This window comes from Rhizobium sp. 007, from assembly GCF_015353075.1.
Taxonomy (GTDB): Bacteria; Pseudomonadota; Alphaproteobacteria; order Rhizobiales; family Rhizobiaceae; genus Rhizobium.
Genome location: NZ_CP064187.1, coordinates 360,020 through 383,022 on the forward strand (window position 1 = coordinate 360,020; position 23,003 = coordinate 383,022).

A 23,003-nucleotide genomic window follows, 5' to 3' on the forward strand; every position below is an offset into this window, starting at 1 on the left:
TTATCTTACCCGTTTGTTCCTGGCGTCGGCGGCGTAAACCCGGTGAATGAGCTCCGCCACTGCCTTGTAGAATACTGACGGGATGACACTATCGATCGAGACTTGCGCAAACATGGAGCGTGCAAGGGGCGGATCTTCGAAAACCGGAATTCCGTTCTTTTCGGCTATCTCTCTGATTTTCAACGCAATGAGGTCCTGACCCTTGGCGAGAACCACTGGCGCATCGTTTTCTTCGCGCACGTAGCGCAGGGCCACGGCATAGTGCGTCGGGTTGGCGATGACGAGCGTGGCGCGTTCGACATTGGCAATCATGCGGCGGCGGGCACGGTCTCGCATCAGCGAGCGCTGGCGGCCCTTCACGAAGGGATCACCCTGAGCCTGCTTGTTTTCTTCCTTCACTTCATGCCGCGTCATCTTGAGTTCGGTGAACCAGTGATGCCGCGACCAGAAGAAATCAGCGATCGCAACGACGGCTGTCGCGAAAAGCACGACCAGCACGATCTTGCGCATGATCGTCATCGTCCGCTCGAAGAAGGTTTGCGGGTCGGAGAACATCGCATCGATCGCGTTGAAATATTCGCTCTTCAGCACGAAGAACATGATCACGCCGACGATCAGGATCTTGAACAGCGATTTGCCGAATTCGATCAGGCCGGGCAGGCTGAATATGCGCGCAAAGCCCTTGGCCGGCGAAAGGCGCGACAGCTGCGGACGGATGCGTTCGAGAACCGGAGTGGGCAAATTCTGGCTTATGGATGCTACGACGCCGAAGATCATGAACAGCAGCATGGCCGGCGTGAGAAGCACGGCGCTCACCCAGCCGAGATGAACGAAGAGCGACATCGCGTCCGGCCCGGTCTCGATCTTCCACTGGTCCGGCTGCTCAAAGATGTCGCGAAGCGATTCGCTGACGCGGCTGATGCCGACGGGCAGATAGAAGGTCAGATAGATGAAGGTCGCAAGAACGGTGGCAAAGATGGGCACTTCGCGTGAGAAGGGCGTATTGCCCTTCTCGGCCGCATCGGCCTGCTTTTTCGCTGTCGGGGCTTCTGTTTTGCTGTCCTTGTCTTCATCAGCCAAGTTCGCGGCCCTCCATCAATGGAAAGGGCCGCGGCAAGGCGCGGCCCGTTCCGAAAAGCGTAATCTCGTGGTGCATCGCGATCAACGCCGTGAGCGGCCTCTCGTCGGGTTGTCAACAGAAGCAGAAGCTTAGGCGGCTGCCGGCGCTTCGCCCTCCGTCTCCTTGAGCTGGATCTGGCCGGAATTTGCCAACCGAATCGCTTCCTGGGCGACAGCACGCCGCGCAATGGCGATCTCGCGCGGATTGATGCCGACAGTGCCGCTCTGCAGGTCCGATTCGATCATTCGTCGCTGGCGCGGGCTGATCGACGAGAGAACGGCTTCACGGATTTCGGCCGACGCGCCGCGCAAAGCCATGGTAAGAATGTCGGCGGAGATATCGTTGAGCAGCATGACACGGCTGCGCTGCGGCATGAAGAGAATGTCGTCGAAGAGGAAGATCTTCGGGCGAACCTTGTTGACGGATTCGCGGCTGATCGACTCCAGCGAAGTTAGCAAGGTATCGACCTGCGGCTTGTCCATCTCGTTCATGAGTTCGGCAACCTTGTTCGAGCCGATCGAATTCTTCTCGGCCTCGACCTCGGCCAGCAGCGTCATCACCTGCTTTTCGATGATGTGCGCGACCTTGGGGCTGACGGATTTCAGGTTCACGGTACGGTTCATGATGTCCGCGCGGCGGCTGTCGGGAAGCTGCATCAGCACCTTGGCGCCGAAGGAAGACGGCATCATCGAAAGGATATAGGCGACGGTCTGCGGATGTTCGCGCAGCAGGAACTTGCCGATGAAGGCCGGATCGCCCTCGCCGAGACGGTCCCAGATTGAGGTTTCGTATGCCTGGAACGCGGTGCGGCGGCCGAGAAGGCTGTCCACCTCGTCCGGAGTCAGGCCCTCCTCGAGAATGCTCTCGATGGCCTTGGCATTGTCCATAAGGCCGGCGCCTTCGGTGAAGAGATCTTCGAATTCGGCTACCAGGCCAAGAAGTTCATCCGGCGGAATGGCCCGCAGAGCCTGTGCGGAGGAGATAATCGTCTGCAACTCGGCCTGGGTGAAATACTTCAATAGCCGGCCTGCGACTCCCTTCCCCATAGCGAGGAGTACAGCCGCTGCCTTTTCAGCCTGGGTCAACGGTTTCCCGGCAAGTGCGCCGCCGAAATCGTCAAAGTCCATCATGGTCTAACCTCTCCGCCCCTAACCGGGGTCAGGCTTTTCTTGTGCTCAAAACTTCTATCAGTTTAACCCCGAAGCGGGTGTCGTCATTCTCCAGGACGGTGATTTCGCCACGTGCGATCTTGCGGCCGTTCACCATGATTTCAACCGGCTCGCCGATCTTCTTGTCGAGGGCGATGGTCGCGCCTTCGTTGAGATTCATCAGGCCGGAAACCTGCATGCGGCTGCTGCCGAGCATGATCTGGACGTCGATCGGAATGTCCATGATCAGTTCGAAGTTCGAAGACAGCGCGCTGCCGAGCGGTGCCGGTTCGGCGCTCGCCGCGGACAAAGCGGTATCACCGAAATCCGAAGAGCCGCCAAAGTCGCCGGCGCCGAAATCGCTGCTGTCGAACGATGTCTCGGCTGCGCCATCGCTGGCGAAATCGCCGAAGGCCGACAAATCGGTGCCGGTTCCGGCGCCGAATGCATCGGCTTCTTCCCCCAACTCCGCAAGCCCGCCGTCCGAATCCTGCTTCAGAACCCCGCGGAGATCATCGATCGCCTGGTCGAGGTCAGCTTCGTTGCCCGGAAGCTCCAGTGACAGATCGTCGTTCTGCTGTGTTTTCTTCGTAGCCATGAAATCACTATTCCAGTTGAAACTTGCCTCAAACTGCCGTCGCAGCCGAGGGGAGGGGAACCGATTAATTCATTAAATGACGGATGAGCTCGTCGTCGGAGCTGATCGTATCTTTGACCCGGACAGTATAATTTTCGCCGGAACGCCCGAACTCGCACACATACAATTCCTTGCTGTTGGCACTGAGCTCGACACGGACGTCGGCAGTGTCGCGGAACGGAATGACATCGCCCGGCGCGAGCTTGGAGATGGTGCGCAGCGTCAGATCCTGAAGGCGGATTTTCGCGTCGAGCGTCACATGCGAACGGTGGACCTGTTCGGTGAGCTGTTCGGTCCATTCCGTGGACTTGGTGGGCTGGTTCGTTGCCTTCGGTGCGGAAATCTGCGTCTTAAGGAGCGGCGCCTGGGGCACGATCACCGAGAACTCGGACGTGATACCCGAAAGCGTGATTGACATGTTGATGGCCGAGGCGAATTCGTCCGGCGTATCGCTGGAGGGATGGCCGCGGAATTCGTGCGGATGCGGCGGCTCAAGGTTCGGTTCGAAACCGCCCGGTGCATTGACGGCGGAACGGAAGACATTGGCGATTTTCTCGAAAACCATGACCGCAAGTTCGAGCTCGATGACCGAAAGCGACCTATCGGCCGGCTGCTCGATCGTATCGGACGCGGCCCCAAGCAGGTTTTCCATCAGTGTGATGACGAAGCTGTTGCCGCAGGCAAAGGTGATGTTCTGCGACCAGTTGCGCAACGTCGCCTCGACGAGGGTCACGTTGGTGTCGAGGTCGGCAATCAGATCGTTCTTGTGGCCGGAACTGCAGCCGAGATAGGCGACGGCGATGTCCAGCCCGGTTTCGCTCTTGAAGATATCCGGCAGGAATTCGCCATAGACCTCCGACAATGAAGCGCAGAGCTTTTCTATGGTCGCCCGGTCGCCGAGGCGTCCCGTCAGCTTCGCAAGAAGGACCGGATCCATTGCCGGCCTTTGAGGGGAAAGGTTGCTCATGGTCGTTTAGGCCGCCTTGTTCTCGCCACCCGGGTTCATCATTTCCTGTTCGACCGCGTCGATTGATGGGCGCTCGTAAGCAGAAATCGTCTTGCGGCCGTATTCGAGGGCCACCTGTGGTACGGAGCCGTTCATGTAGGCAAGCAAGGTCTGCTTCACGATGACGTAGAGGCGATGCTGCTTCGTGCGCACGACCTTGATCTGGGAGACGAGCGGCGAGCAGAGGCAATAAGACAGCAGAATGCCGAGGAAGGTGCCGACGAGCGCCGAACCGATCAGGTGGCCGAGGACCTCCGGCGAATCGTTGATGTGCGCCATGGCCTTGATGACGCCGAGAACGGCGGCAACGATACCGATCGCGGGGAAAGCGTCGCCCATGATCTGGATGGCGTGATAGGGCTTCATCTTGTCGTGCAGGATCGTATTGATCTCTTCGTCCATCAGAGCCTCAATCTCATGCGAGCGGGCATTGCCGATAATGATCAAGCGGACGTAGTCGCAGATGAATGCCGTCAATTCCTTGTTCTTCAGGATCGTCGGAGCTGACAGGAAGATCGAGGATTCGGCCGGATTGTCGATATGCGCCTCGATCTCGTTGCGTGATTTCGTGCGCAGGTCGCGCATTAGCGAATAGAGGACACCCAGCGTATCGAGGTAATTCCGCTCCTTGGGCACCGTATGCTTGAAGGCTTCACCGAGTGCCTTTCCGGAATCCTTCACCACCTTCATCGGGTTAGCCATGATGAAGCTGCCCAGGCCAGCGCCGCCGATGATGACGAGTTCGAAAGGCTGCCAGAGTGCGCCGACATGGCCACCCATCGCCATGAAGCTGCCAACGATGCAGCCGCAGGTAATCACAAATCCGATAATGATATTCATCGTCAGTCCAAACGTGAACGTTGTTTTCAACCTCAGGGATAGGGTCGCTGGCTTGCGTGAGGCTGATGGTTGGCACTTTGAGCCCGCATTGTGCATGCCAGCTTCGCACAAGGATTTGCCGTCAGGTTCAAGGTGACGAATGGACCGATTCGTCCGTTTCTGAGATGCCGCCTCAGCGAGACCGTGGATTAACAAATGACAGGAACCCGGTCTTCGTTCCGTTCATCGCCAATGCCAGGAGCCTATCATGCAATCCGGTCTTTATGTTTCCTTGTCATCCCAGATGGCACTCGAAAAGCGCCTGACGACAATTGCGGACAATATGGCGAACGTGAACACGACCGGATTTCGCGGGACGGAGGTGAAGTTCAATCAGTTGCTGAGCGACACCGACAACAAGCTGAACGCAAAGGTTGCCTTCGTCTCGCAGGGCAATGACTATCTATCCGGCGACAGCGGCGAGCTGCAGCACACCGGCAACATGCTGGACTTTGCGATCAAGGGCGACGGCTGGTTCGCACTGGATACGCCGGCGGGTCAGGTTCTGACCAAGGACGGCCGGTTCACCATGAAGGACACGGGCGAGCTGGTGTCGATCCGCGGATACCCGGTTCTCGACGCTGGCGGCGCGCCGATTCAGCTGAACTCGGCGGGCGGTGAGCCCAAGGTCGGCAATGACGGCATGATCTACCAGGGCGGCCGGCAGGTTGGCTCGCTCGGTCTCTTCGAAGCCGATATCAGCAAGGGTTACCTCCGCTATGAGAACAGCGGCGTCATGACCACGGAGACGCCGCGGGCCGTGACCGACCGATTCAATATCGGCATCGAGCAAGGCTATCTCGAAAACTCCAACGTCAACGCGATGCACGAAATCACCCAGCTGATCGAAGTCAACCGCGCCTTCGAGAGCATCGCCTCGCTGACGGCCGACAGCGAAAGCTCCTTCAACGAGGCCATCAAGACGCTGGGTGGCAGCCGTTGAGCGAAAGGTTTGACGGATGACCAACATGCCGCTGACTGAAGACGCGCTTTCGCCGAAGCTGGATCATCTGGCCGGCCTCGTCAGCCGCTATACCAAGCCGGAATATGCGGTCGCACATGGCGGCCATGTCCAGACGATCGCCGCCGGCCACTATACGGTAAGCGGTCTTTCCCGCCACGTCCGTCTCGGCGAATTTGTCGCCCACAAGTCGGCGACCGGCATCCATCTCGGCGAGGTCGTCCGCGTCGAGCCGGAACTGGCCTATGTCTGCCCGATCGAACCGGGTGAGCCGATCGGCATTCATGACACGGTCATCCGCAAGGGAGCTTTTCGAATATCGCCGGCCGAAAGCTGGTGCGGCCGGACGATCAATTCGCTTTGCGAACCGATCGATGGCCTTGGCCCGATCGTTGAGGGCCTCGATCGCCGCTCGATTTCCAATACCGCGCCGCCTTCGATGACCCGCAAGCGTGTCGAGAAGGGCTTCCGGACGGGTGTCCGCGCCATCGATATCTTTTCGCCGCTATGCCACGGCCAGCGCCTCGGAATCTTCGCAGGCTCCGGCGTCGGTAAGTCGACGCTGCTCTCGATGCTCGCCAAGGCCGATGCCTTTGACAGGGTGGTCATTGCGCTCGTCGGCGAACGCGGCCGCGAAGTGCGCGAATTCATCGAGGATACGCTCGGCGAGAACATGAAGAAGTCGATCGCCGTTGTCGCGACCAGCGACGAGAGCCCGATGCTGCGCAAGATGGCGCCGTTGACGGCGGTGACGATCGCCGAACATTTCCGCGATCAGGGCGACAACGTTCTCCTGATTGTCGACAGCGTCACGCGCTTTGCCCATGCAATCCGGGAAGTGGCGACGGCATCCGGCGAGCCGCCGATCGCCCGCGGCTATCCCGCATCCGTTTTCACCGAGCTGCCGCGACTGCTCGAGCGTGCGGGTCCCGGGCCGGAAGGCACAGGAACTATCACCGCAATCATCTCGATCCTCGTCGATGGCGACAATCACAACGACCCGATCGCCGACTCCACGCGCGGCATTCTCGACGGCCATATCGTCCTGCAGCGCAGCCTTGCAGAGGAGGGCCGCTATCCGCCGATCGACCCGCTGGCTTCCATTTCGCGCCTTGCCCGCAAGGCCTGGACGCCGGATCAGGAAAAGCTGGTCTCGCGCCTGAAGGCGCTGATCCATCGCTTCGAGGAAACGCGCGACCTGCGCTTGATCGGCGGCTACCGACCGGGGGCCGACCCGGATTTGGACATGGCGGTCAAGCAGGTACCAATTATATACGATGTTTTGAAACAGTCGCCGGGAGACCGCGAGTCGGCCGATGCCTTTGCTGACCTGGCGGCAGCACTCAAGACGGCTGCCGGGATTTCGAACCAGCCGTCGACGATCCCGACGAGACCCAGAGGCTAGCTTTGACCACTTTCGACGATGATGACGAGCGCATCGCTCCCTTGAAGCCACTGGAAAAGCGGCAGGCGCTGATGCTCGACCGTGTGCTGACCGTGACTGGGCTTGCGCTCGCGGGTGCGGCGGCGTTTTTCCCATGGTATGTCTTCTTCAACGAGGACAAGTTCAGCATCAAAGTCGAACAAGGTGACCGGAGCCGTGACCTGCCGGACTGGCCGGAACGCAACGTTTTCAGCGTCTCGCCGCTTGCGATGGTCAACAAGAACGAGGTGGAGAAGAAGCCCGCGCTTGCCTTCGACCCTCTGACGACCGCGACGGTTTCGAATGTCGGCAGGGAGAGCAACAAGGGTATCATGCCCGACGACCAGCCGTTTCCAGCCGTTTCCGGTTTCAAGCTGCTGCATGTCGCCAACGGCCGCGCGCTGATTGAGGATTCCTCGGGCATGTATGTCGTGCGCGTCGGATCGATCCTCCCGGACGAAAGCCGTCTTGCCACGCTGGAAGAGCGCGACGGCAAATGGGTGATCGTCACGTCCAATGGTGAAGTCTACCAGAACAATTGATCGCGATTGCTGTGATCGGTGGAGGCTCCGCGCGTGCGACGGGGTCTCTTTGCTTTTGGCGCTTCCATAAAGATAGCTTCGGCGAGAAGCCGAAATTCCCCGTAAGTCTGACGCAAGATTGCCGCCCTAGGGTCCTCTCAGTAAAAACGGAGAGTTCCCATGCAACCGATTCAACTATTCGACTTGGCCTCGCGGCAGGCGGAATGGCTGACGATCCGTCAGGAGGTTGTGGCCGGCAATATCGCGAATGCAAACACGCCGAAATTTCGTGCCAAGGACGTGACGCCTTTCGAGGCCGTGCTCGACAAGGCCGATATCACCATGGCCCGCACCAATCCGGCGCATCTCAGCGGCAACGATTTCAGCACCAGCGGCGGCATCGACGTCAAGGAAGCTGCACTCGACCAGGAAATCGGCGTGCAGGAATCGGGCAATACCGTCGGCCTCGCGGAGGAACTGTCCAAGTCCGGCGAGATCAAGCGTCAGTACGAGTTGAACACCTCTTTGGTGGGCTCCTTCCATCGAATGATGTTGATGACCGTAAGGAAGTAATGTCGTGGATCCCTTGTCAGCTGCAATGAAGATCGCAGGTTCCGGGCTCGAAGCGCAGTCGACGCGCTTGCGCATCGTCTCGGAAAACATCGCAAACGCCCGTTCGACCGGCGATACGCCCGGCGCCGATCCCTATCGCCGCAAGACGATCACGTTTGGCGAGGAGGTCGATCGCGCCGGCGGCGTGACGACAGTGGGCGTCAAGAAGCTCGGCGTCGACGAATCCGATTTCACGACGGAATACGATCCGAGCAATCCGGGCGCCGACGAGCGCGGCGTCGTCAAGCTGCCGAACGTCAACATGCTGGTCGAAATGGCGGACATGCGCGAAGCCAACCGTTCCTATGACGCCAACCTGCAGACCATCAAGCAGACCCGCGACCTGATCTCCTCCACGATCGATCTCCTGAAGAGCCAATAATGATCAACACCGTACAGAACGTTAGCTCTCTTTCCGTAACGCGCGGCCTCGGCAGCGTTGCGACCGAGAATTCCTCCACGGCCCCTTCCGCCGCCGAAAGCGCCAAGAACGACCAGAGCTTTGCGGCCGTTCTCGGAAACATGGCAACGCAGGCCGTAGATACCATGAAGGGCGCCGAAAGCATGTCCTTCGCCGGCATCAAGGGCACGGCGACGACCCGCGAAGTGGTCGACTCCATGCTGCAGGCCGAGCAGACCCTGCAAACCGCAATCGCAATCCGTGACAAGGTCGTGTCGGCCTTTCTCGAAGTCACCAAGATGCAGATGTAACTGGATTTAAGGACGAACCGATGAGAGCGCTCGCCATTGCGGCTACGGGCATGGATGCCCAGCAGACTAACCTCGAAGTGATCGCGAACAACATCGCGAACATCAATACGACAGGCTTCAAGCGTGCACGCGCCGAGTTCACCGACCTTCTCTACCAGACCGAACGCGCCAAGGGCGTCGCAAACCGCGCCAATCAGGCGATCGTTCCGGAAGGCGCCAATATCGGCCTCGGCGTGCAGACATCTGCGATCCGCAACCTGCACATTCAGGGCGAGCTCAGCCAGACCGGCAACGATCTCGACGTGGCGCTGATCGGCAAGGGTTTCTTCCAGATCGAGGCCCCGGACGGCACAACGCTCTACACACGCGCCGGCGCTTTTAACAAGAACGACCAGGGCCAGCTCGTCACCGTCGATGGTTATGAAGTCGTCCCGGGCATCACGATCCCGACCGGCTCGACGGAACTGACGATCAGCCGGTCCGGTGAAGTCACCGCAAAGCTCCCGGGCCAGACGGATCCGACGACGCTCGGCCAGCTGACGCTTGCAAGTTTCGTCAACGAAGCCGGCCTTCAGCCGCTTGGTGACAACCTTTTCCAGCAGACGCCGGCCTCCGGCGACCCGGTCGTCGGTACGCCGGACGAAGAGGGCTTTGCGTACATGAAGCAGGGCTACCTGGAATCTTCGAACGTCGATCCGGTGAAGGAAATCACCGAGCTGATATCGGCCCAGCGCGCCTATGAAATGAACTCCAAGGTCATCACCACGGCCGACGAAATGGCCTCCATCGTCAGCAAGAACCTGAAATAAAGAGGAAAGGGCCGAACATGATGTTTCGCCGGGCGAGAAATATCGTCGCTTTGACGGCATTAGCCTCGGTTGCGATCGCAGGCATCTTCATGCCCGGCGCCGCGAGCGCCGGCATGGGCTATGCGGTCGTGCCGACGGCCATCATCTATCCCGGAGAAACGATCGGCGGCGGCCAGCTTCAGGAGGTCGAAGTCACCAATCCGAACCTTGCGAGCGGCTATGCGAAATCCATCGACGAAGTTCGCGGCATGATCTCGAAGCGCACGCTGCTGCCGGGACGGACGATCCCTGTTTCGGCGCTGCGCGAGCCTTACACCGTCACCCGCGGATCGCAGATTCGCCTGATCTTTCGTATCGGCGCGATGACGATCTCGGCGGCAGGCTCGCCGCTCGAGGACGGCTCTACCGGCCAGGTCGTTCGTGCCCGCAACATGGATTCAGGCGTCATCGTCAGCGGCACCGTGCTTGCCGACGGCACCATACACGTGGCGGCAAAATGAAGATTGTCTCTCGCTTTTTTCTCGCACTCGCGGCCCTTTCCATGTGCATGGCGCATGTGACGCCGGCATTTGCGCTGACCTCGCGCATCAAGGACATCGCCTCGCTGCAGGCCGGGCGCGATAATCAGCTCATCGGCTACGGTCTCGTCGTCGGTCTTCAGGGCACGGGCGACGGCTTCCGCGCTTCACCGTTCACCGAACAGTCGATGCGCGCCATGCTGCAGAACCTCGGCATTTCGACGCAGGGCGGCGAATCCAATGCGAAGAATACGGCGGCTGTCATGGTCACGGCGAACCTTCCGCCTTTTGCGAGCCCCGGCAGCCGCATCGACGTCAGCGTCAGTTCGCTGGGCGACGCGACCTCGCTGCGTGGCGGCACGCTTGTCATGACGTCGCTGTCGGGCGCCGACGGTCAGATTTATGCCGTCGCGCAAGGCTCCGTCGTTGTCTCCGGCTTCCAGGCGCAAGGCCAGGCTGCAACGCTGACCGAGGGCGTCACGACGGCCGGCCGCGTTCCGGGCGGCGCAATTATCGAGCGCGAGCTTCCCTCGCACTTCAAGGATTCCGTCAATCTGGTGCTGCAGCTTCGCAACCCGGATTTCTCGACGGCCGTGCGCATTGCCGATGTGGTGAACGGCTATGCCGCTGCCCGCTTCGGCGGTCCGGTCGCGGAGGCGAGGGACGCGCAGGAAGTTGTCGTCCAGAAGCCGCGTGTCGCGGACCTGACGCGATTAATGGCCGATATCGAAAATCTGGTCGTCGAGACCGATACGCCGGCGAAGGTCGTGGTCAACGAGCGCACCGGCACGATCGTCATCGGGGCGGACGTTCGCGTCTCGCCGGTTGCGGTCAGCTACGGAACTCTGACCGTACAGGTTACCGAGCTGCCGCAGATTATCCAGCCCGAGCCCTTCTCGCGCGGCGTCACAGCCGTCCAGCCGCAGACCGATATCGCCGCGCAGCAAAACGGCGGACGTGTCGCGATCCTCGACGGTCCGGACCTCCGGACCCTGGTTGCAGGTCTCAACAACATCGGCGTCAAGCCGGATGGTATCATCGCAATCCTGCAGGGTATCAAGTCCGCGGGCGCCCTGCAGGCGGAGCTCGTACTGCAATGATCGGCTCGAAGTTCGACACCAGAATTTCCAAACTGCTACGGCGGCTCTCGCTACCGGCTGCCGTGGCCGTCCTTCTTTCCATCCCCGGCGCCTTCGCCCAGGAAGCCGCAAGACCTGCCGGCGACCTGAGCTCGGAAGAGGAAATCAAGCAGTTCTGCACCAACATTGCCGATCCGGCGCGCGACCAGCGCTATCTGCTGCAGAAGCAGGAACTGGAGAAGCTGCGCGCCGATATCGACGCCCGCATGGCGGAAATGGACAAGCGCAAGGCCGAGTATCAGGACTGGCTGAAGCGTCGCGACGACTTCCTCAAGCAGGCCCAGGCGGGCCTTACCGACATCTTTAAGAACATGAAGCCGGACGCTGCGGCGCTGCAGCTTCAGGAAGTCAAGATCGAGGTTGCGGCGGCGGTGATCATGCGGCTCGGCTCGCGTCAGTCGAGCCTGATCCTGAACGAGATGGACCCGCTGAAGGCGGCCGTCATCGCCAATATCATCGCAAGTGCGTCCGATCCCAATACGTCGAAGGATCCCTCATGAACAAGCGTTTCCCGGCTGTCATGGCCGCTGTTGCCCTACTAGCCGGCTGCCAGTCGCCGCAGGCTGTGAGGGAGATCGGCCGGGCGCCTGCCATGAGCCCGATCGGCAGTGGCCTTGCTTACGGCCAAACACCGCAGATGGCGCTTTATCCGAAGCAGCCGCGCCAGGTAGCGCAGGGCTATTCGCTGTGGAGCGATTCCCAGGCGGCCCTCTTCAAGGATGCGCGCGCACTCAACGTCGGCGACATTCTGACGGTCAATATCCAGATCAACGACAAGGCGACGTTCGACAACGAAACCAATCGCAGTCGCCAGAATTCGAGCGGGCTCAATTGGGATGTGCAGGCGAACATCTTCGGCTGGAACCCGACCTCCCAGACGGACATCACCTACGGTTCCGACACGAGCACTGACGGCAAGGGCAAGATCGAGCGTTCCGAAAAGCTGACGCTCCTCGTCGCGGCTGTCGTCACCGGCATCCTCGAAAACGGCAACCTCGTCATCAGTGGATCGCAGGAAGTCCGCGTAAACCAGGAAATCCGCATCCTCAATGTTGCCGGTATCGTGCGCCCGCAGGACGTCGATGCCGAAAACCAGATCTCTTACGAGAAGATCGCCGAAGCCCGCATCTCCTACGGCGGCCGCGGCCGCCTGATGGAAGTGCAGCAGCCGCCGCGCGGCCAGCAGGCCATCGATCTCTTCTCGCCGCTCTAAGGCCGGATGACCATGGCAGACGCAGAAGAAACCGACGGCAAGCCGAAAGCGAAATCCGCCATGCTGATCATGGCTGCTGGGCTGCTCGCGCTCACCCTTCTCGGCGCTGGCGGCGGCTGGCTCGTCGGCACGACGATTGCACCGAACGTCAAGAGCGCCGAGCAGGCGGAGGTGGCGGCACAAACGGCTTCGGCCAGCGGCGAAGAGAAAAAGGAAGGCGAGGGCGGACTGCCCCATATTTCCACCGAGGCGAACAACGTCTTCCAGCTTGAGCCGATCACGTCGAACCTCGCCTATCCCTCGGAAAACTGGGTCCGCCTCGAAGTGGCGCTGCTCTTCAACGGTCCGCCGGATGTGAAAGTGGCCGAGGATATCCACCAGGATGTCCTGGCTTACATCCGCACCGTTTCCCTTCAGCAGATCGAAGGGCCGCGCGGCTTTCAATATCTGCGGGATGACATACAGGAACGTGTTGACCTGCGTTCGCAAGGACGAGTATCGAAGGTCATGTTCAGGACCTTTGTCATCGAATGATTCGATTTATAGTTTTCTTCGCTGCCATGATGGCGGCGCCGGAATTGGCGGTTGCCCAGCAGCTGCCGACAGATCTTTTGAACATACCCGTCGATGGTTCCGTCGCCGCCTGGATCATCCGCACCTTCGGCCTTCTGACCGTCCTTTCGGTCGCGCCCGGCATCCTGATCATGGTGACGAGCTTTCCCCGCTTCGTCATCGCCTTTTCGATCCTGCGCACGGGCATGGGACTTTCTTCCACCCCTTCCAACATGATCCTGCTTTCGTTGGCGCTCTTCATGACCTTCTATGTCATGTCGCCAACCTTCGATCAGGCCTGGCAGAGCGGCGTGCAGCCACTGCTTTCCAACCAGATCAACGAGCAGGAGGCCGTACAGCGCATTGCGGAGCCCTTCCGCACCTTCATGGCCGCCAACACGCGCGACAAGGATCTGGCGCTCTTCGTCGACCTTGCGCGTGAGCGCGGCCAGACCGTCCAGACCGGTGCCCAGATCGACTACCGTGTTCTCATTCCGGCTTTCATGATTTCGGAGATCCGGCGCGGGTTTGAGATCGGCTTCCTGATCGTCCTGCCGTTCCTCGTCATCGACCTGATCGTTGCAACGATCACTATGGCGATGGGCATGATGATGCTGCCGCCGACCTCGATCTCGCTGCCGTTCAAGATCCTGTTCTTCGTATTGATCGACGGCTGGAACCTGCTGGTCGGCAGCCTGGTGCGATCCTTCAGCTAATCTCCACTAACGAATTCCGATCGGCCGGCATGCCGCAATGAAAAACCGCCGGGCATGCAGCCGGCGGTTTCCTTCATCTTATACAGCAGCTATTCCGCCGAGTAGAACGGCTCTGTACGCCGCGGCAAAGCCGGCACGTCGATGTGATCAGGATCAAGGCCGTTCCTGGCGCGCTCAGCCATCATTTCATAGGCTGTTTCCAGGTGATGGCAGAAGCGCTCCGCATCGAAAAGCGGCATGATCGGGCCGTTGGCTTTCAGGCGCGCCTTGTACTCGGCGATCTTTTCGGGATTTTGCGCCAGCTCGACGGCCAGGTCTTCATAAGCCTTCAGGTCCGGGGCAACGAGTTCGGGCAGGCCGATGGCGTGCTGCAGGCTCTCGCTGACGCGCGACGCGAAGTTGGTGCCCTTGACTGTCAGGACCGGCAGACCGCCCCATAGCTGCTCCGACGTGGTCGTGTGACCATTGACCGGGAATGTGTCGATGCCGATGTCGGCTGCCTGCTGGCGGGTGATATGTTCTTCGTAGGTGACACGCGGGCAAAAGATGATGCGCTTTTGCGGGATGCCGGCCTGCTGGAACCTCTTCGAGAGATTTGCCTGGTTCCGCGTCCCGTTGGACATGATCCAAAGGACGCTGTTGGGCGCGCGCTTCAGGATATTGCACCAGATGTCGATCGTCTCGGCGATGATTTTGCGGTTGCCGTTGAACGAAGCGAAGATGAAGGCATCTTCAGGCAGGCCGAGGTCGGCCCGCGTGATCGGCTTCGGTTTCGGACGGTTCGTCGGGTCATTCGGCTGGTAGCTTTCCGGCATCCGGCAGAATTTCTCATGGTAATACGGCTTTGCCGCATCCGGAAGGACGAAGCGGTCGCCGATGACGTAGTCGAGATCGATGTTGAGCGTGCTGCCCGGAAAACCGAGCCAGGCGACATGAACAGGTGCCAGCGGCAGATTGAAAGACGATGCCCGGCTGCCGGCGGTGTGGCCCTTCAGGTCGACCATGATGTCGATGTTATGCTCGCGAACGACGGCAGCGATTGCTTCATTGGAAAGGCCGTACACATCGACGACGTTTCCCCAACGGCTGCGGTCGGTCGTGTTCTTCGCCAGATGCTCCGGCTCCGTGTGGCAGAACAGCGTAATTTCGAAGCGGCTCGTGTCGTGCAGTTCGAGGATGCGCTGCAGGAGCTTCATCGTCGCGTGGTGATCCCAGAAGTCCGAGGACATGTAGCCGACGCGGATCTTGTCGGACCAGGTGTGCGGCATCTTCCGCCGCATGGCGACGCGTTCTGGATTGAGGGGGGTCGTACCGATCGTGGCAAACCGGTTCAGGCTCTCGTCGCCGTTCCAGTGGAGATGGTAGAACGGGTTGTCCTTGCGAAGCACGTCGAGATCGCCTTTGGCGATGCGCTCGATGATCGGAGCATTGTGTTTGTCGGTTTCGTCGAAATCGTTGAACTCGCGCAAGAAGACCAGATAGAGAAAGCGGAAAGCGATATTGCCGGGGTACCGCTTGAACAGATTGCGCGCGAGCATCTGGTTGGTCTGATCATGCAGGTCGTCGGTCAGGAGCAGGGCGGCGAGCCTGGAGTGGTCTGGATTGGAACTTTCCGACAGCACTTTCTTGAACGGCTTTACGATGTCGCGCTGCTGGCGGTTCAGGTAGATCGAGGTCAGGATATAGGCGAGCTCCGCGTCATCCTGCGCCTTCGAAAGATTGCGCATGCCGATCAGCAATGCGTCGTCTTCGTTCCCGCACTCAAAATGTAGACGTGCGGCCTGCTTGTGGTATTCGTATGCGTTCGGGCTGTCGTATTGAGCAGCGAGCGCATAGGATCTTGCCGCATCTGCCTTGAAGCCCAACTGCAGAAGGTTCTTTGCAAGCAGCGCGTAGGTTTTGGCGTCCTGTTGGCTGTCGATGAGCTGGTTCAGTGTTGCAAGCGATTGGGTATAGCGGCCCATCTGGTAGTCTTTGGAGGCTGCCGAAAACGAAACTTTGCTGTTCAAAACCAACTCCGTGCGGAAATATCCGTTTGAATGTCGCCGTTCAGGGTCGCGCCCACGGCGCCGCAAAGGCGCAATTATCCCAACCCTGGTTCATCGCATATTGCCGGGCGAAGCTTGCTTGAAACAGGTGACCAGTGGATGCGCACTACAAAATATTTTTAGCTTGAGATTACAGATATTTACCGCGCATTAACTACGCCTGCTGTCCGCGTTCGGGCACTGCTTCGTTTTTAAGAAGTTGGCAAGCATTGGCTGCGAGATTGCTCCCCGACATGACGGGTTTGGGCCAAGAACACAAGGCACCGAGGGGCATGAAGCTGCTCCGTCATCGCCGGTAAGCAGTCCGGTAATGTCCTCCTTTTGTATCTAGTTTTCTAGGGGACAGACTTATGACAAGTATTAATACGAACAACTCTTCCATGGCAGCTCTCCAGACGCTGCGTAACGTCAACAAGGGCCTGAACCAGACTCAGAACCACGTTTCGACGGGTCTGCGCGTCGGCTCGGCTTCCGACAACGCTGCTTACTGGTCGATCGCAACGACCATGCGTTCCGACAACAAGGCGCTCTCGGCCGTTTCCGACGCTCTCGGCATGGGTGCCGCCAAGGTCGACACCGCTTACACCGCGATGGACAGCGCCATCGACGTTGTTTCCGAAATCAAGGCCAAGCTGGTCGCCGCAACTGAAAACGGCGTCGACAAGGCGAAGGTCCAGGAAGAAATCAGCCAGCTGCAAGCGCAGTTGATGAGCATCGCTCAGTCGGCTTCCTTCAATGGCGAAAACTGGGTTGCCGGCGCAAACAACACCACGAAGAGCGTTGTTTCGTCCTTCGTTCGCGACGGTTCGAACGGCGTCTCGGTCAAGACCACCGACTACAAGCTCGACAACACCTCGGCCGGCAACGTGCTGTTCGGCATGAGCGGCGGCTCGATCGAAACCTCCACCGGCATCCTCGGCACCTCGACGGGCGCAACCGGTTCCGTCTACTCGATGGACATCACCAACTTCACGCTGGGCCAGATCTCGACGGCTCTGTCCAACGTCGAATCCGCACTGAAGGCGATGACTTCGGCTGGTGCCGAGCTCGGCTCGCTCTCCACCCGCATCGAACTGCAAGACGATTTCGTCTCGGCTCTGAGCGACTCGATCGACTCCGGTATCGGCCGTCTCGTCGACGCTGACATGGAAGAAGAGTCCTCCAAGCTCAGCGCCCTGCAGACGCAGCAGCAGCTTGCGATCCAGTCTCTCTCGATCGCCAACTCCTCTTCGCAGAACATCCTGTCGCTCTTCCGCTAAGAGCGGTCGAAATCGACAAGCACGAGTTTTCGCGGCCGGGTCATCCCGGCCGCGAAATGTTTTAAGAACAGGTTAATCAAATCACATTTAACATTCAGAATTCATTAACTAAATTTCTTTTTTAGCTTCAGTATTCCTTAACCATCTTGCTGTTTCCTAAGCCCATCGAAACGGCGAGTTAACCTTAATGGATGCGGTTAACAGGCATGAGGCTGATCGCTGTGGGCCGGCTAAAAATTCCGGAATGTCCCTTCCTTGTTTTTCCTGCCAAAGGGGCAAATAGACATGACGAGTATCGTTACCAATAACGCTGCAATGGCAGCTCTCCAGACTCTCCGCGGCATCAACCAGGGCCTCGGCGAAACCCAGGATCATGTTTCGTCCGGCCTGCGCGTCGGCAAGGCCGCTGACAACGCTGCTTACTGGTCGATCGCAACGACCATGCGTTCCGACAACAAGGCGCTTTCGGCTGTTTCGGACGCTCTCGGCCTCGGTGCCGCCAAGGTCGACACTGCCTATGCTGCGATGGACAGCGCCATCGACGTTGTTTCCGAAATCAAGGCCAAGCTGGTCGCCGCGACCGAAAACGGCGTCGACAAGGCGAAGGTCCAGGAAGAAATCGACCAGCTTCAGGAACAATTGCTGAGCATTGCTCAGTCGGCTGCCTTCTCCGGCGAAAACTGGGTTGCCGGGGCAAACAACACCACGAAGAGCGTTGTTTCGACCTTCGTTCGCGATGGTTCGAACGGCGTCTCGGTCAAGATGACCGACTACAAGCTCGACAACACCTCGGCCGGCAACGTGCTGTTCGGCATGAGCGGCGGCACGATCGAAACCTCCACCGGCATCCTCGGCACCTCGACGGGCGCAACCGGTTCCGTCTACTCGATGGACATCACCAACTTCACGCTGGGCCAGCTCTCGACGGCTCTGTCCAACGTCGAAGCCGCACTGAAGGCAATGACTTCGGCTGGTGCCGAGCTCGGCTCGATCTCCACTCGCATCGAAATGCAGGACGATTTCGTCTCGGCTCTGAGCGACTCGATCGACTCCGGTATCGGCCGTCTCGTCGACGCCGACATGGAAGAAGAGTCCTCCAAGCTCAGCGCCCTGCAGACGCAGCAGCAGCTCGCGATCCAGTCTCTCTCGATCGCCAACTCCTCTTCGCAGAACATCCTGTCGCTCTTCCGCGGCTAACAGGTCGAAGAACATACACCTGCCGGCTCGTCCGGCAGGCCACGATAAGGAAGCCGCGCTTTGTTGGAGCGCGGCTTTTTCTGTTGGCGTTAACTATTCGTTAACCATTTTGGCGTCTTCTGCGCTCAACGAAACGGCGGGTTAACCAATATTGATTTTCGGTTAACAGGCATGAAAGCTGACCGCCGCTCCCGGTAGTCCGGAATGTCCCTTCCCAATATATGCCAACAAGGGGCAATCATTTTATGACCAGTATTTTGACCAATGTCGCTGCAATGGCCGCTCTCCAGACGCTGCGCGCCATCAATGACAGTCTGGAGGAAACTCAAAATCATGTTTCATCCGGTTATCGCGTAGAAAAGGCAGCCGATAATGCCGCCTATTGGTCGATCGCAACGACCATGCGCTCCGACAATAAGGCGCTTTCGGCGGTCTCCGACGCTCTGGGTCTCGGTGCCGCCAAGGTCGACACTGCCTATTCTGCGATGGACAGCGCCGTCGACGTGGTGACAGAAATCAAGGCCAAGCTGGTTGCAGCGACCGAGAAGGGTGTCGACAGAACGAAAATCCAGGAAGAGATCAAGCAGCTGCAGGCGCAGCTCCTCAGCATTGCGCAATCCGCATCCTTCTCCGGCGAAAACTGGGTCGCAGGCAACGAAACGAAAAGCGTTGTCTCCTCCTTCGTCCGCGACGGCAACGGAAACACTTCCGTTACGACCACCGACTATAAGCTCGACTCCTCGTCCACCGGCAACGTTCTGTTTGGCGTGAGCGGTGGCGCAATCGAAACCTCATCGGGCATTATCGGCTCTTCGAACGGGACCATCGGTTCAATCTACTCGATGGACATCACATCCTTCGGAACGGACGGGATTTCGCTCGCTCTGACGGCCGTCGAACTCGGCCTCGAGGCGATGACGAGGGCAGCCTCGCAGCTCGGCTCGATCTCGACACGCATCCAGCTACAGGAGGATTTCGTCTCAGCGCTGAGCGACTCGATCGACTCGGGTGTCGGCCGTCTCGTCGATGCAAACATGGAAGAGGAATCCAGCAAGCTGACGGCATTGCAGACGCAGCAACAGCTAGCGATCCAGTCGCTGTCGATTGCGAATTCCAGCGCGCAGAACATTCTCTCGCTCTTCCGCAGTTAAGCTTCAGGTTGAAGCTAAGCCAGGCCCAGATCCTGGCCAAGCGGCGGCTTTCGGCCGCAACAACAGACAGCAAATCGCGCCGTTTGGCGCGATTTCGATTTTGGAAATCAAGAGCTTGCGTCAAGCTTGCCGGTGCGTTCGGCGGATGCGTTCAACCTCTTGCCGTCAAGGTAAATGTCGGGTTAACCTCATTGTAGAGTTGATTTGTTTGCGACGTACCGGCCTGGAGGGACCAGCCGGCGGCATGAAGCCAGTTAAGTCGCTGCCGGCAATCCGGCCTGTCCCATTCATATTATTTCAGGGATTAATCGATGGCCTACACGATCACAGACGTAGGCGCGTTGAACGTGCTCACTGTTCTTCGCGGCGTTAGCAAGGAAGCCGACACCGTTCAGCGGCAGGTATCGTCGGAGCTGCGCGTCGAGACTGCGGCGGATAATGCCTCCTCATGGGCTTCGGCAACGACCCTGCGGTCGGACGAAAACGCGTTGAAGACCGTCGGCGATGCACTAGGTCTCGGTGCCGCGAAGGTCGATACCGCCTACACGGCGATAACCTCGCTTATCGACGTGGTCTCGGAGATACGCAAAACCGTCGTATCGGCAACCGACCCCGCCAATGATCGCGACAAGCTCAGCGTCACGATGGAGCAGTATAAGTCACAGCTGGAAAGTGCCGTGAATTCCGTCAATTTTTCCGGTGAGAACTGGCTGTTGAACCGAGATGCGACGGCACCTGTGCAACGGTCGGTCATCGGCGGCTTCGTCCGCGGTCCGAACGGTGAATATTACCCGCAGAATATTACTTACCCGGCAGCCAATACGATCATGATCGACACGAACAACGCCAGCCGCGGTCTTCTGACGAAATCGATCAACGCCGATCCGGACGCAGTGCCGGCCCGCAATTACTATCTGCTCGATGTGGGTTCGACGACGTCGGCGGCTGGTACCGAAATATCGATCTCCACAAGCTCGACGTCGCAGGACCTGCAGGACATGCTGACAGTATTGGACAATATCCTTTCCAGCCTCAATGCCACCGCCGCGGGCCTTGGCACGATGAATTCCCGCATCGAAGACCGGCAGGATTTCGTCGCCACGCTTTCGACGTCGCTGAAGACAAGCATAGGCGCCCTTGTCGATACTGATATGGACGAAGCGTCGGTCCGCCTGTCCGCAGCTCAAACAGCACGTGATATGGCAACCGAAGCACTTTCTGTCATGAACACGTCCGCGAGCAAGGTCCTGATCCTGCTCGAGTAGTGTCGGCCCGAACGGCAGGCGTGGAGCCTGCCATTCATCCTCGCACAAGTTTGGGTTTCTAGTCTGAAGAAGAAACGCTGTTTGAGCCGTGCGAAGGCTGAAGAATGCCTTCGCGTCCGTTGCCGGCGTAAGTGTTTGGTTCGTGCAAGGCGGGACGCGCATGTCGAAATTGATTGCAGATGCCGGGTGGTTTCAATGAGCGCTATGCTTTCTCGGTATTTGAAGGACTTCGGTGAGACGAAACCTGCCGCACCGGTCGTCGATACGGACAACTTTGCCGACGACGTCTTCGGCGGTTTTCCGGACATCCCGCAAGAGCCTGCGGTCGATGTCAAAGCCGAGCGCCGTGAGGCCTATGGCGAGGGCTATGCCGCAGCGACGGCCGAGCTGACGCAGCGATACGAGTTGGAGGCGCAGACGGTCGCGCTTGTGCACCAGCGCGAGATTGAAGAACTGACGGCAAGGTATGAAGAAGAGACGGCAGCAGTGATTGCGCGCCGCCTCGATGAGATCGCGGCGGAGGTCGCAAATCTCGTAAGTGCGGCAACCGCGAAAGCGATTGCGCCGATGCTGACGCAAGCGCTTGCCGTCCAGGCGGTCTCAAGTCTTGCAGCCTTGCTACGCGAAGCGATCCTGGAAGGAGCAGCAGGTTCGATGACGGTCAAAGGTCCGGTGCGGCTTTTCGAATTGCTGAAGGCCGAAATGGGTGAAAGGCCGGATCTGCTGCGTCATCAGGAATCCGATGACGCCGATCTCTCTGTTGAAGTCGGCGATTCCGTGTTGGTTACGCGCATTTCCGCCTGGTCTGCCAGCCTGAAGAAGGTTCTTGAATGAGTGAAAGCGAAAACCATCACCACGGCAGGAACGAAGTCATCATCGTCAAGCGACATGGCGGCGGCGATCATGACGGCGCGCATGGCGGCGCCTGGAAAATCGCCTATGCCGACTTCATGACCGCGATGATGGCGTTCTTCCTCGTCATGTGGCTGGTCAACGCAGCGAACGAGGAAACCAAGGCCTCCGTCGCCACCTATTTCAATCCGATCAAACTTGCCGATGAGAAGCCCACTGAGAAGGGCTTGAAGAAGCCCGTCGACCAGGCCGATGGCGATCGGAAGCAGGACAAGTCGAAGGAAGAGGAAGAAGAACCTACCAAAGGCGCATCGGCCGCGAATGGTGACGATCAGACGTCGACTTCAGGCGACCAGAAGAATTACTCCGAAGCCGATTTCTTCGAGAACCCCTATTCGGTTCTTGCCGAAATCGCCCAGGAAGTCGGCCAGCAGGCAAATGTCAGCGCGAAAGGCGAGGGCGGAGCAAGCGATTCGGGTCCCGCAACCGGGGCTGATGGCGGAAAGGCGTATCGCGATCCGTTCGATCCGGATTTCTGGACGAAACAGGTCGAGGTCACGCATGCCGACAAGGCCGAACAGGCCGCAGCCGACGAGGCCGACCCCGAACAGAAGCCCGATGCGACGGAGCTGGCGAAGGCAGAGGCTCTCAAGCCCGCAACCGCGGATCAGGCGTCCGCCGCAGCAGGCGAAGCGCAGGACAAAAGCGCGCTCTTGCCGGAAAAATCAGGTGAAGCCGCAGCCGAGGCACAAAAACCCGGCCAACAGCAGCCTGCCGATGCACCCAAGCTCGCCGACGTGCAGAAACAGGCCGAGGAACTGCAGCAGGAGATCGCCAGGCAGATCAGCGGTATTGCGGGCAAGCTTGCAGAGGGTTTGACCGTCACTGCAGCAGAGGGCGGCCTGCTCGTCAGCCTGGCCGACCAGAACGACAGTTCCATGTTCAATATCGGCTCGGCAGTTCCCCGTAAGGAAATGGTGCTGGCGATGGAGAAGATCGGCGAAATCCTGAAGAGCCGTCAGGGCGCAGTCGTGATCCGCGGCCATACGGACGGCCGTCAATACAAGGGCGCCGACAATGAGAACTGGCGTCTTTCCATGGATCGTGCGCAGGCAGCCTATTACATGCTCGTTCGGGGTGGGGTGGACGAGAAGCGCGTCTCCCAGGTTTCGGGCTTTGCTGACCGGAGGCTGAAGTTGCCCGACGATCCATTCAATGCCGGCAACCGCCGCATCGAAATCCTGGTTCAGGCGGATCAAGGATAGT

25 protein-coding genes are annotated in these 23,003 nt (G+C 59.2%); 19 read left to right on the plus strand and 6 right to left on the minus strand.

Features of this window, described 5'->3' with window-relative positions; translation table 11 throughout:
* The 5 genes from flhB to motA form a co-directional block, all read right to left on the minus strand.
* On the minus strand, nt 1-1,080 hold the full coding sequence (flhB, locus tag ISN39_RS01700) for a flagellar biosynthesis protein FlhB (RefSeq protein WP_194728971.1): 1,080 nt from the start codon (nt 1,078-1,080) through the stop codon (nt 1-3).
* Nucleotides 1,081-1,209: 129 nt separating this feature from the next.
* Complete coding sequence (gene fliG, locus ISN39_RS01705; protein WP_074066672.1) at nt 1,210-2,250, minus strand: flagellar motor switch protein FliG; 1,041 nt, start codon at nt 2,248-2,250, stop codon at nt 1,210-1,212.
* Nucleotides 2,251-2,278: 28 nt separating this feature from the next.
* Nucleotides 2,279-2,866, minus strand: a complete 588-nt coding sequence (fliN, locus tag ISN39_RS01710; RefSeq protein ID WP_194728972.1) for a flagellar motor switch protein FliN — start codon at nt 2,864-2,866, stop codon at nt 2,279-2,281.
* Between the two features lie 64 nt (nt 2,867-2,930).
* On the minus strand, nt 2,931-3,872 hold the full coding sequence (locus tag ISN39_RS01715) for a FliM/FliN family flagellar motor switch protein (RefSeq protein ID WP_246763263.1): 942 nt from the start codon (nt 3,870-3,872) through the stop codon (nt 2,931-2,933).
* Between the two features lie 6 nt (nt 3,873-3,878).
* Entirely contained in the window at nt 3,879-4,751 is an 873-nt protein-coding gene (gene motA, locus ISN39_RS01720; RefSeq protein ID WP_022718683.1) for a flagellar motor stator protein MotA, read from the minus strand.
* Nucleotides 4,752-4,998: 247 nt separating this feature from the next.
* On the opposite strand from motA, the gene flgF reads away from it, so the two are divergent.
* The 13 genes from flgF to fliP all read left to right on the plus strand — a co-directional run bounded on the left by flgF (nt 4,999) and on the right by fliP (nt 13,965).
* Nucleotides 4,999-5,733: a flagellar basal-body rod protein FlgF gene (flgF, locus tag ISN39_RS01725; protein ID WP_194728973.1), complete on the plus strand. Its 735-nt coding sequence runs from the start codon at nt 4,999-5,001 to the stop codon at nt 5,731-5,733.
* 16 nt (nt 5,734-5,749) lie between these two features.
* A complete protein-coding gene (fliI, locus tag ISN39_RS01730) occupies nt 5,750-7,156 on the plus strand; it encodes a flagellar protein export ATPase FliI (protein WP_194728974.1) in 1,407 nt (468 codons plus the stop codon).
* 2 nt (nt 7,157-7,158) lie between these two features.
* Nucleotides 7,159-7,716 carry a flagellar protein gene (locus ISN39_RS01735; protein ID WP_074066677.1) on the plus strand — a complete coding sequence of 186 codons (558 nt, stop codon included), beginning with the start codon at nt 7,159-7,161 and terminating at the stop codon, nt 7,714-7,716.
* A gap of 159 nt (nt 7,717-7,875) precedes the next feature.
* The gene (gene flgB / locus ISN39_RS01740; RefSeq protein ID WP_074066678.1) at nt 7,876-8,268 is read left to right on the plus strand and encodes a flagellar basal body rod protein FlgB; all 393 of its coding nucleotides are present in this window, start codon (nt 7,876-7,878) and stop codon (nt 8,266-8,268) included.
* A 4-nt stretch (nt 8,269-8,272) separates the two neighbouring features.
* Nucleotides 8,273-8,689 carry a flagellar basal body rod protein FlgC gene (flgC, locus tag ISN39_RS01745; RefSeq protein ID WP_022718688.1) on the plus strand — a complete coding sequence of 139 codons (417 nt, stop codon included), beginning with the start codon at nt 8,273-8,275 and terminating at the stop codon, nt 8,687-8,689.
* Nucleotides 8,689-9,018 carry a flagellar hook-basal body complex protein FliE gene (locus ISN39_RS01750; RefSeq protein WP_074066679.1) on the plus strand — a complete coding sequence of 110 codons (330 nt, stop codon included), beginning with the start codon at nt 8,689-8,691 and terminating at the stop codon, nt 9,016-9,018. The genes flgC and ISN39_RS01750 overlap by 1 nt, the downstream gene beginning before the upstream one ends.
* Before the next feature lie 20 nt (nt 9,019-9,038).
* Entirely contained in the window at nt 9,039-9,827 is a 789-nt protein-coding gene (gene flgG / locus ISN39_RS01755; RefSeq protein WP_022718690.1) for a flagellar basal-body rod protein FlgG, read from the plus strand.
* A gap of 17 nt (nt 9,828-9,844) precedes the next feature.
* Nucleotides 9,845-10,327: a flagellar basal body P-ring formation chaperone FlgA gene (gene flgA / locus ISN39_RS01760; protein ID WP_074066680.1), complete on the plus strand. Its 483-nt coding sequence runs from the start codon at nt 9,845-9,847 to the stop codon at nt 10,325-10,327.
* On the plus strand, nt 10,324-11,445 hold the full coding sequence (locus ISN39_RS01765) for a flagellar basal body P-ring protein FlgI (protein ID WP_194728975.1): 1,122 nt from the start codon (nt 10,324-10,326) through the stop codon (nt 11,443-11,445). The genes flgA and ISN39_RS01765 overlap by 4 nt, the downstream gene beginning before the upstream one ends.
* Nucleotides 11,442-11,984 (plus strand): MotE family protein, encoded by a 543-nt coding sequence (locus ISN39_RS01770; protein ID WP_194728976.1) that lies wholly within the window; start codon nt 11,442-11,444, stop codon nt 11,982-11,984. The genes ISN39_RS01765 and ISN39_RS01770 overlap by 4 nt, the downstream gene beginning before the upstream one ends.
* Nucleotides 11,981-12,697 (plus strand): flagellar basal body L-ring protein FlgH, encoded by a 717-nt coding sequence (gene flgH, locus ISN39_RS01775; RefSeq protein ID WP_022718694.1) that lies wholly within the window; start codon nt 11,981-11,983, stop codon nt 12,695-12,697. The genes ISN39_RS01770 and flgH overlap by 4 nt, the downstream gene beginning before the upstream one ends.
* A gap of 12 nt (nt 12,698-12,709) precedes the next feature.
* Nucleotides 12,710-13,231, plus strand: coding sequence for a flagellar basal body-associated FliL family protein (locus ISN39_RS01780; protein WP_194728977.1), 522 nt, complete (start codon nt 12,710-12,712; stop codon nt 13,229-13,231).
* Complete coding sequence (gene fliP, locus ISN39_RS01785; RefSeq protein ID WP_022718696.1) at nt 13,228-13,965, plus strand: flagellar type III secretion system pore protein FliP; 738 nt, start codon at nt 13,228-13,230, stop codon at nt 13,963-13,965. The genes ISN39_RS01780 and fliP overlap by 4 nt, the downstream gene beginning before the upstream one ends.
* A gap of 89 nt (nt 13,966-14,054) precedes the next feature.
* Here the strand turns inward: fliP and ISN39_RS01790 are convergent, their stop codons facing one another.
* Nucleotides 14,055-15,929, minus strand: a complete 1,875-nt coding sequence (locus ISN39_RS01790) for a glycosyl transferase (protein ID WP_194730078.1) — start codon at nt 15,927-15,929, stop codon at nt 14,055-14,057.
* Nucleotides 15,930-16,363: 434 nt separating this feature from the next.
* Between ISN39_RS01790 and ISN39_RS01795 the strand changes: the two genes are divergently transcribed.
* From ISN39_RS01795 to ISN39_RS01820, 6 genes are all read left to right on the plus strand, one after another.
* Nucleotides 16,364-17,272, plus strand: coding sequence for a flagellin (locus ISN39_RS01795; RefSeq protein WP_022718698.1), 909 nt, complete (start codon nt 16,364-16,366; stop codon nt 17,270-17,272).
* 285 nt (nt 17,273-17,557) lie between these two features.
* Nucleotides 17,558-18,469, plus strand: coding sequence for a flagellin (locus ISN39_RS01800; protein ID WP_074066685.1), 912 nt, complete (start codon nt 17,558-17,560; stop codon nt 18,467-18,469).
* A gap of 245 nt (nt 18,470-18,714) precedes the next feature.
* The gene (locus ISN39_RS01805; RefSeq protein ID WP_022717169.1) at nt 18,715-19,620 is read left to right on the plus strand and encodes a flagellin; all 906 of its coding nucleotides are present in this window, start codon (nt 18,715-18,717) and stop codon (nt 19,618-19,620) included.
* Between the two features lie 311 nt (nt 19,621-19,931).
* Entirely contained in the window at nt 19,932-20,885 is a 954-nt protein-coding gene (locus ISN39_RS01810; RefSeq protein ID WP_074066686.1) for a flagellin, read from the plus strand.
* 195 nt (nt 20,886-21,080) lie between these two features.
* Nucleotides 21,081-21,719, plus strand: a complete 639-nt coding sequence (locus tag ISN39_RS01815) for a hypothetical protein (RefSeq protein WP_194728978.1) — start codon at nt 21,081-21,083, stop codon at nt 21,717-21,719.
* On the plus strand, nt 21,716-23,002 hold the full coding sequence (locus tag ISN39_RS01820) for a MotB family protein (protein ID WP_194728979.1): 1,287 nt from the start codon (nt 21,716-21,718) through the stop codon (nt 23,000-23,002). The genes ISN39_RS01815 and ISN39_RS01820 overlap by 4 nt, the downstream gene beginning before the upstream one ends.
* The last annotated feature ends 1 nt before the right edge of the window (nt 23,003 follow it).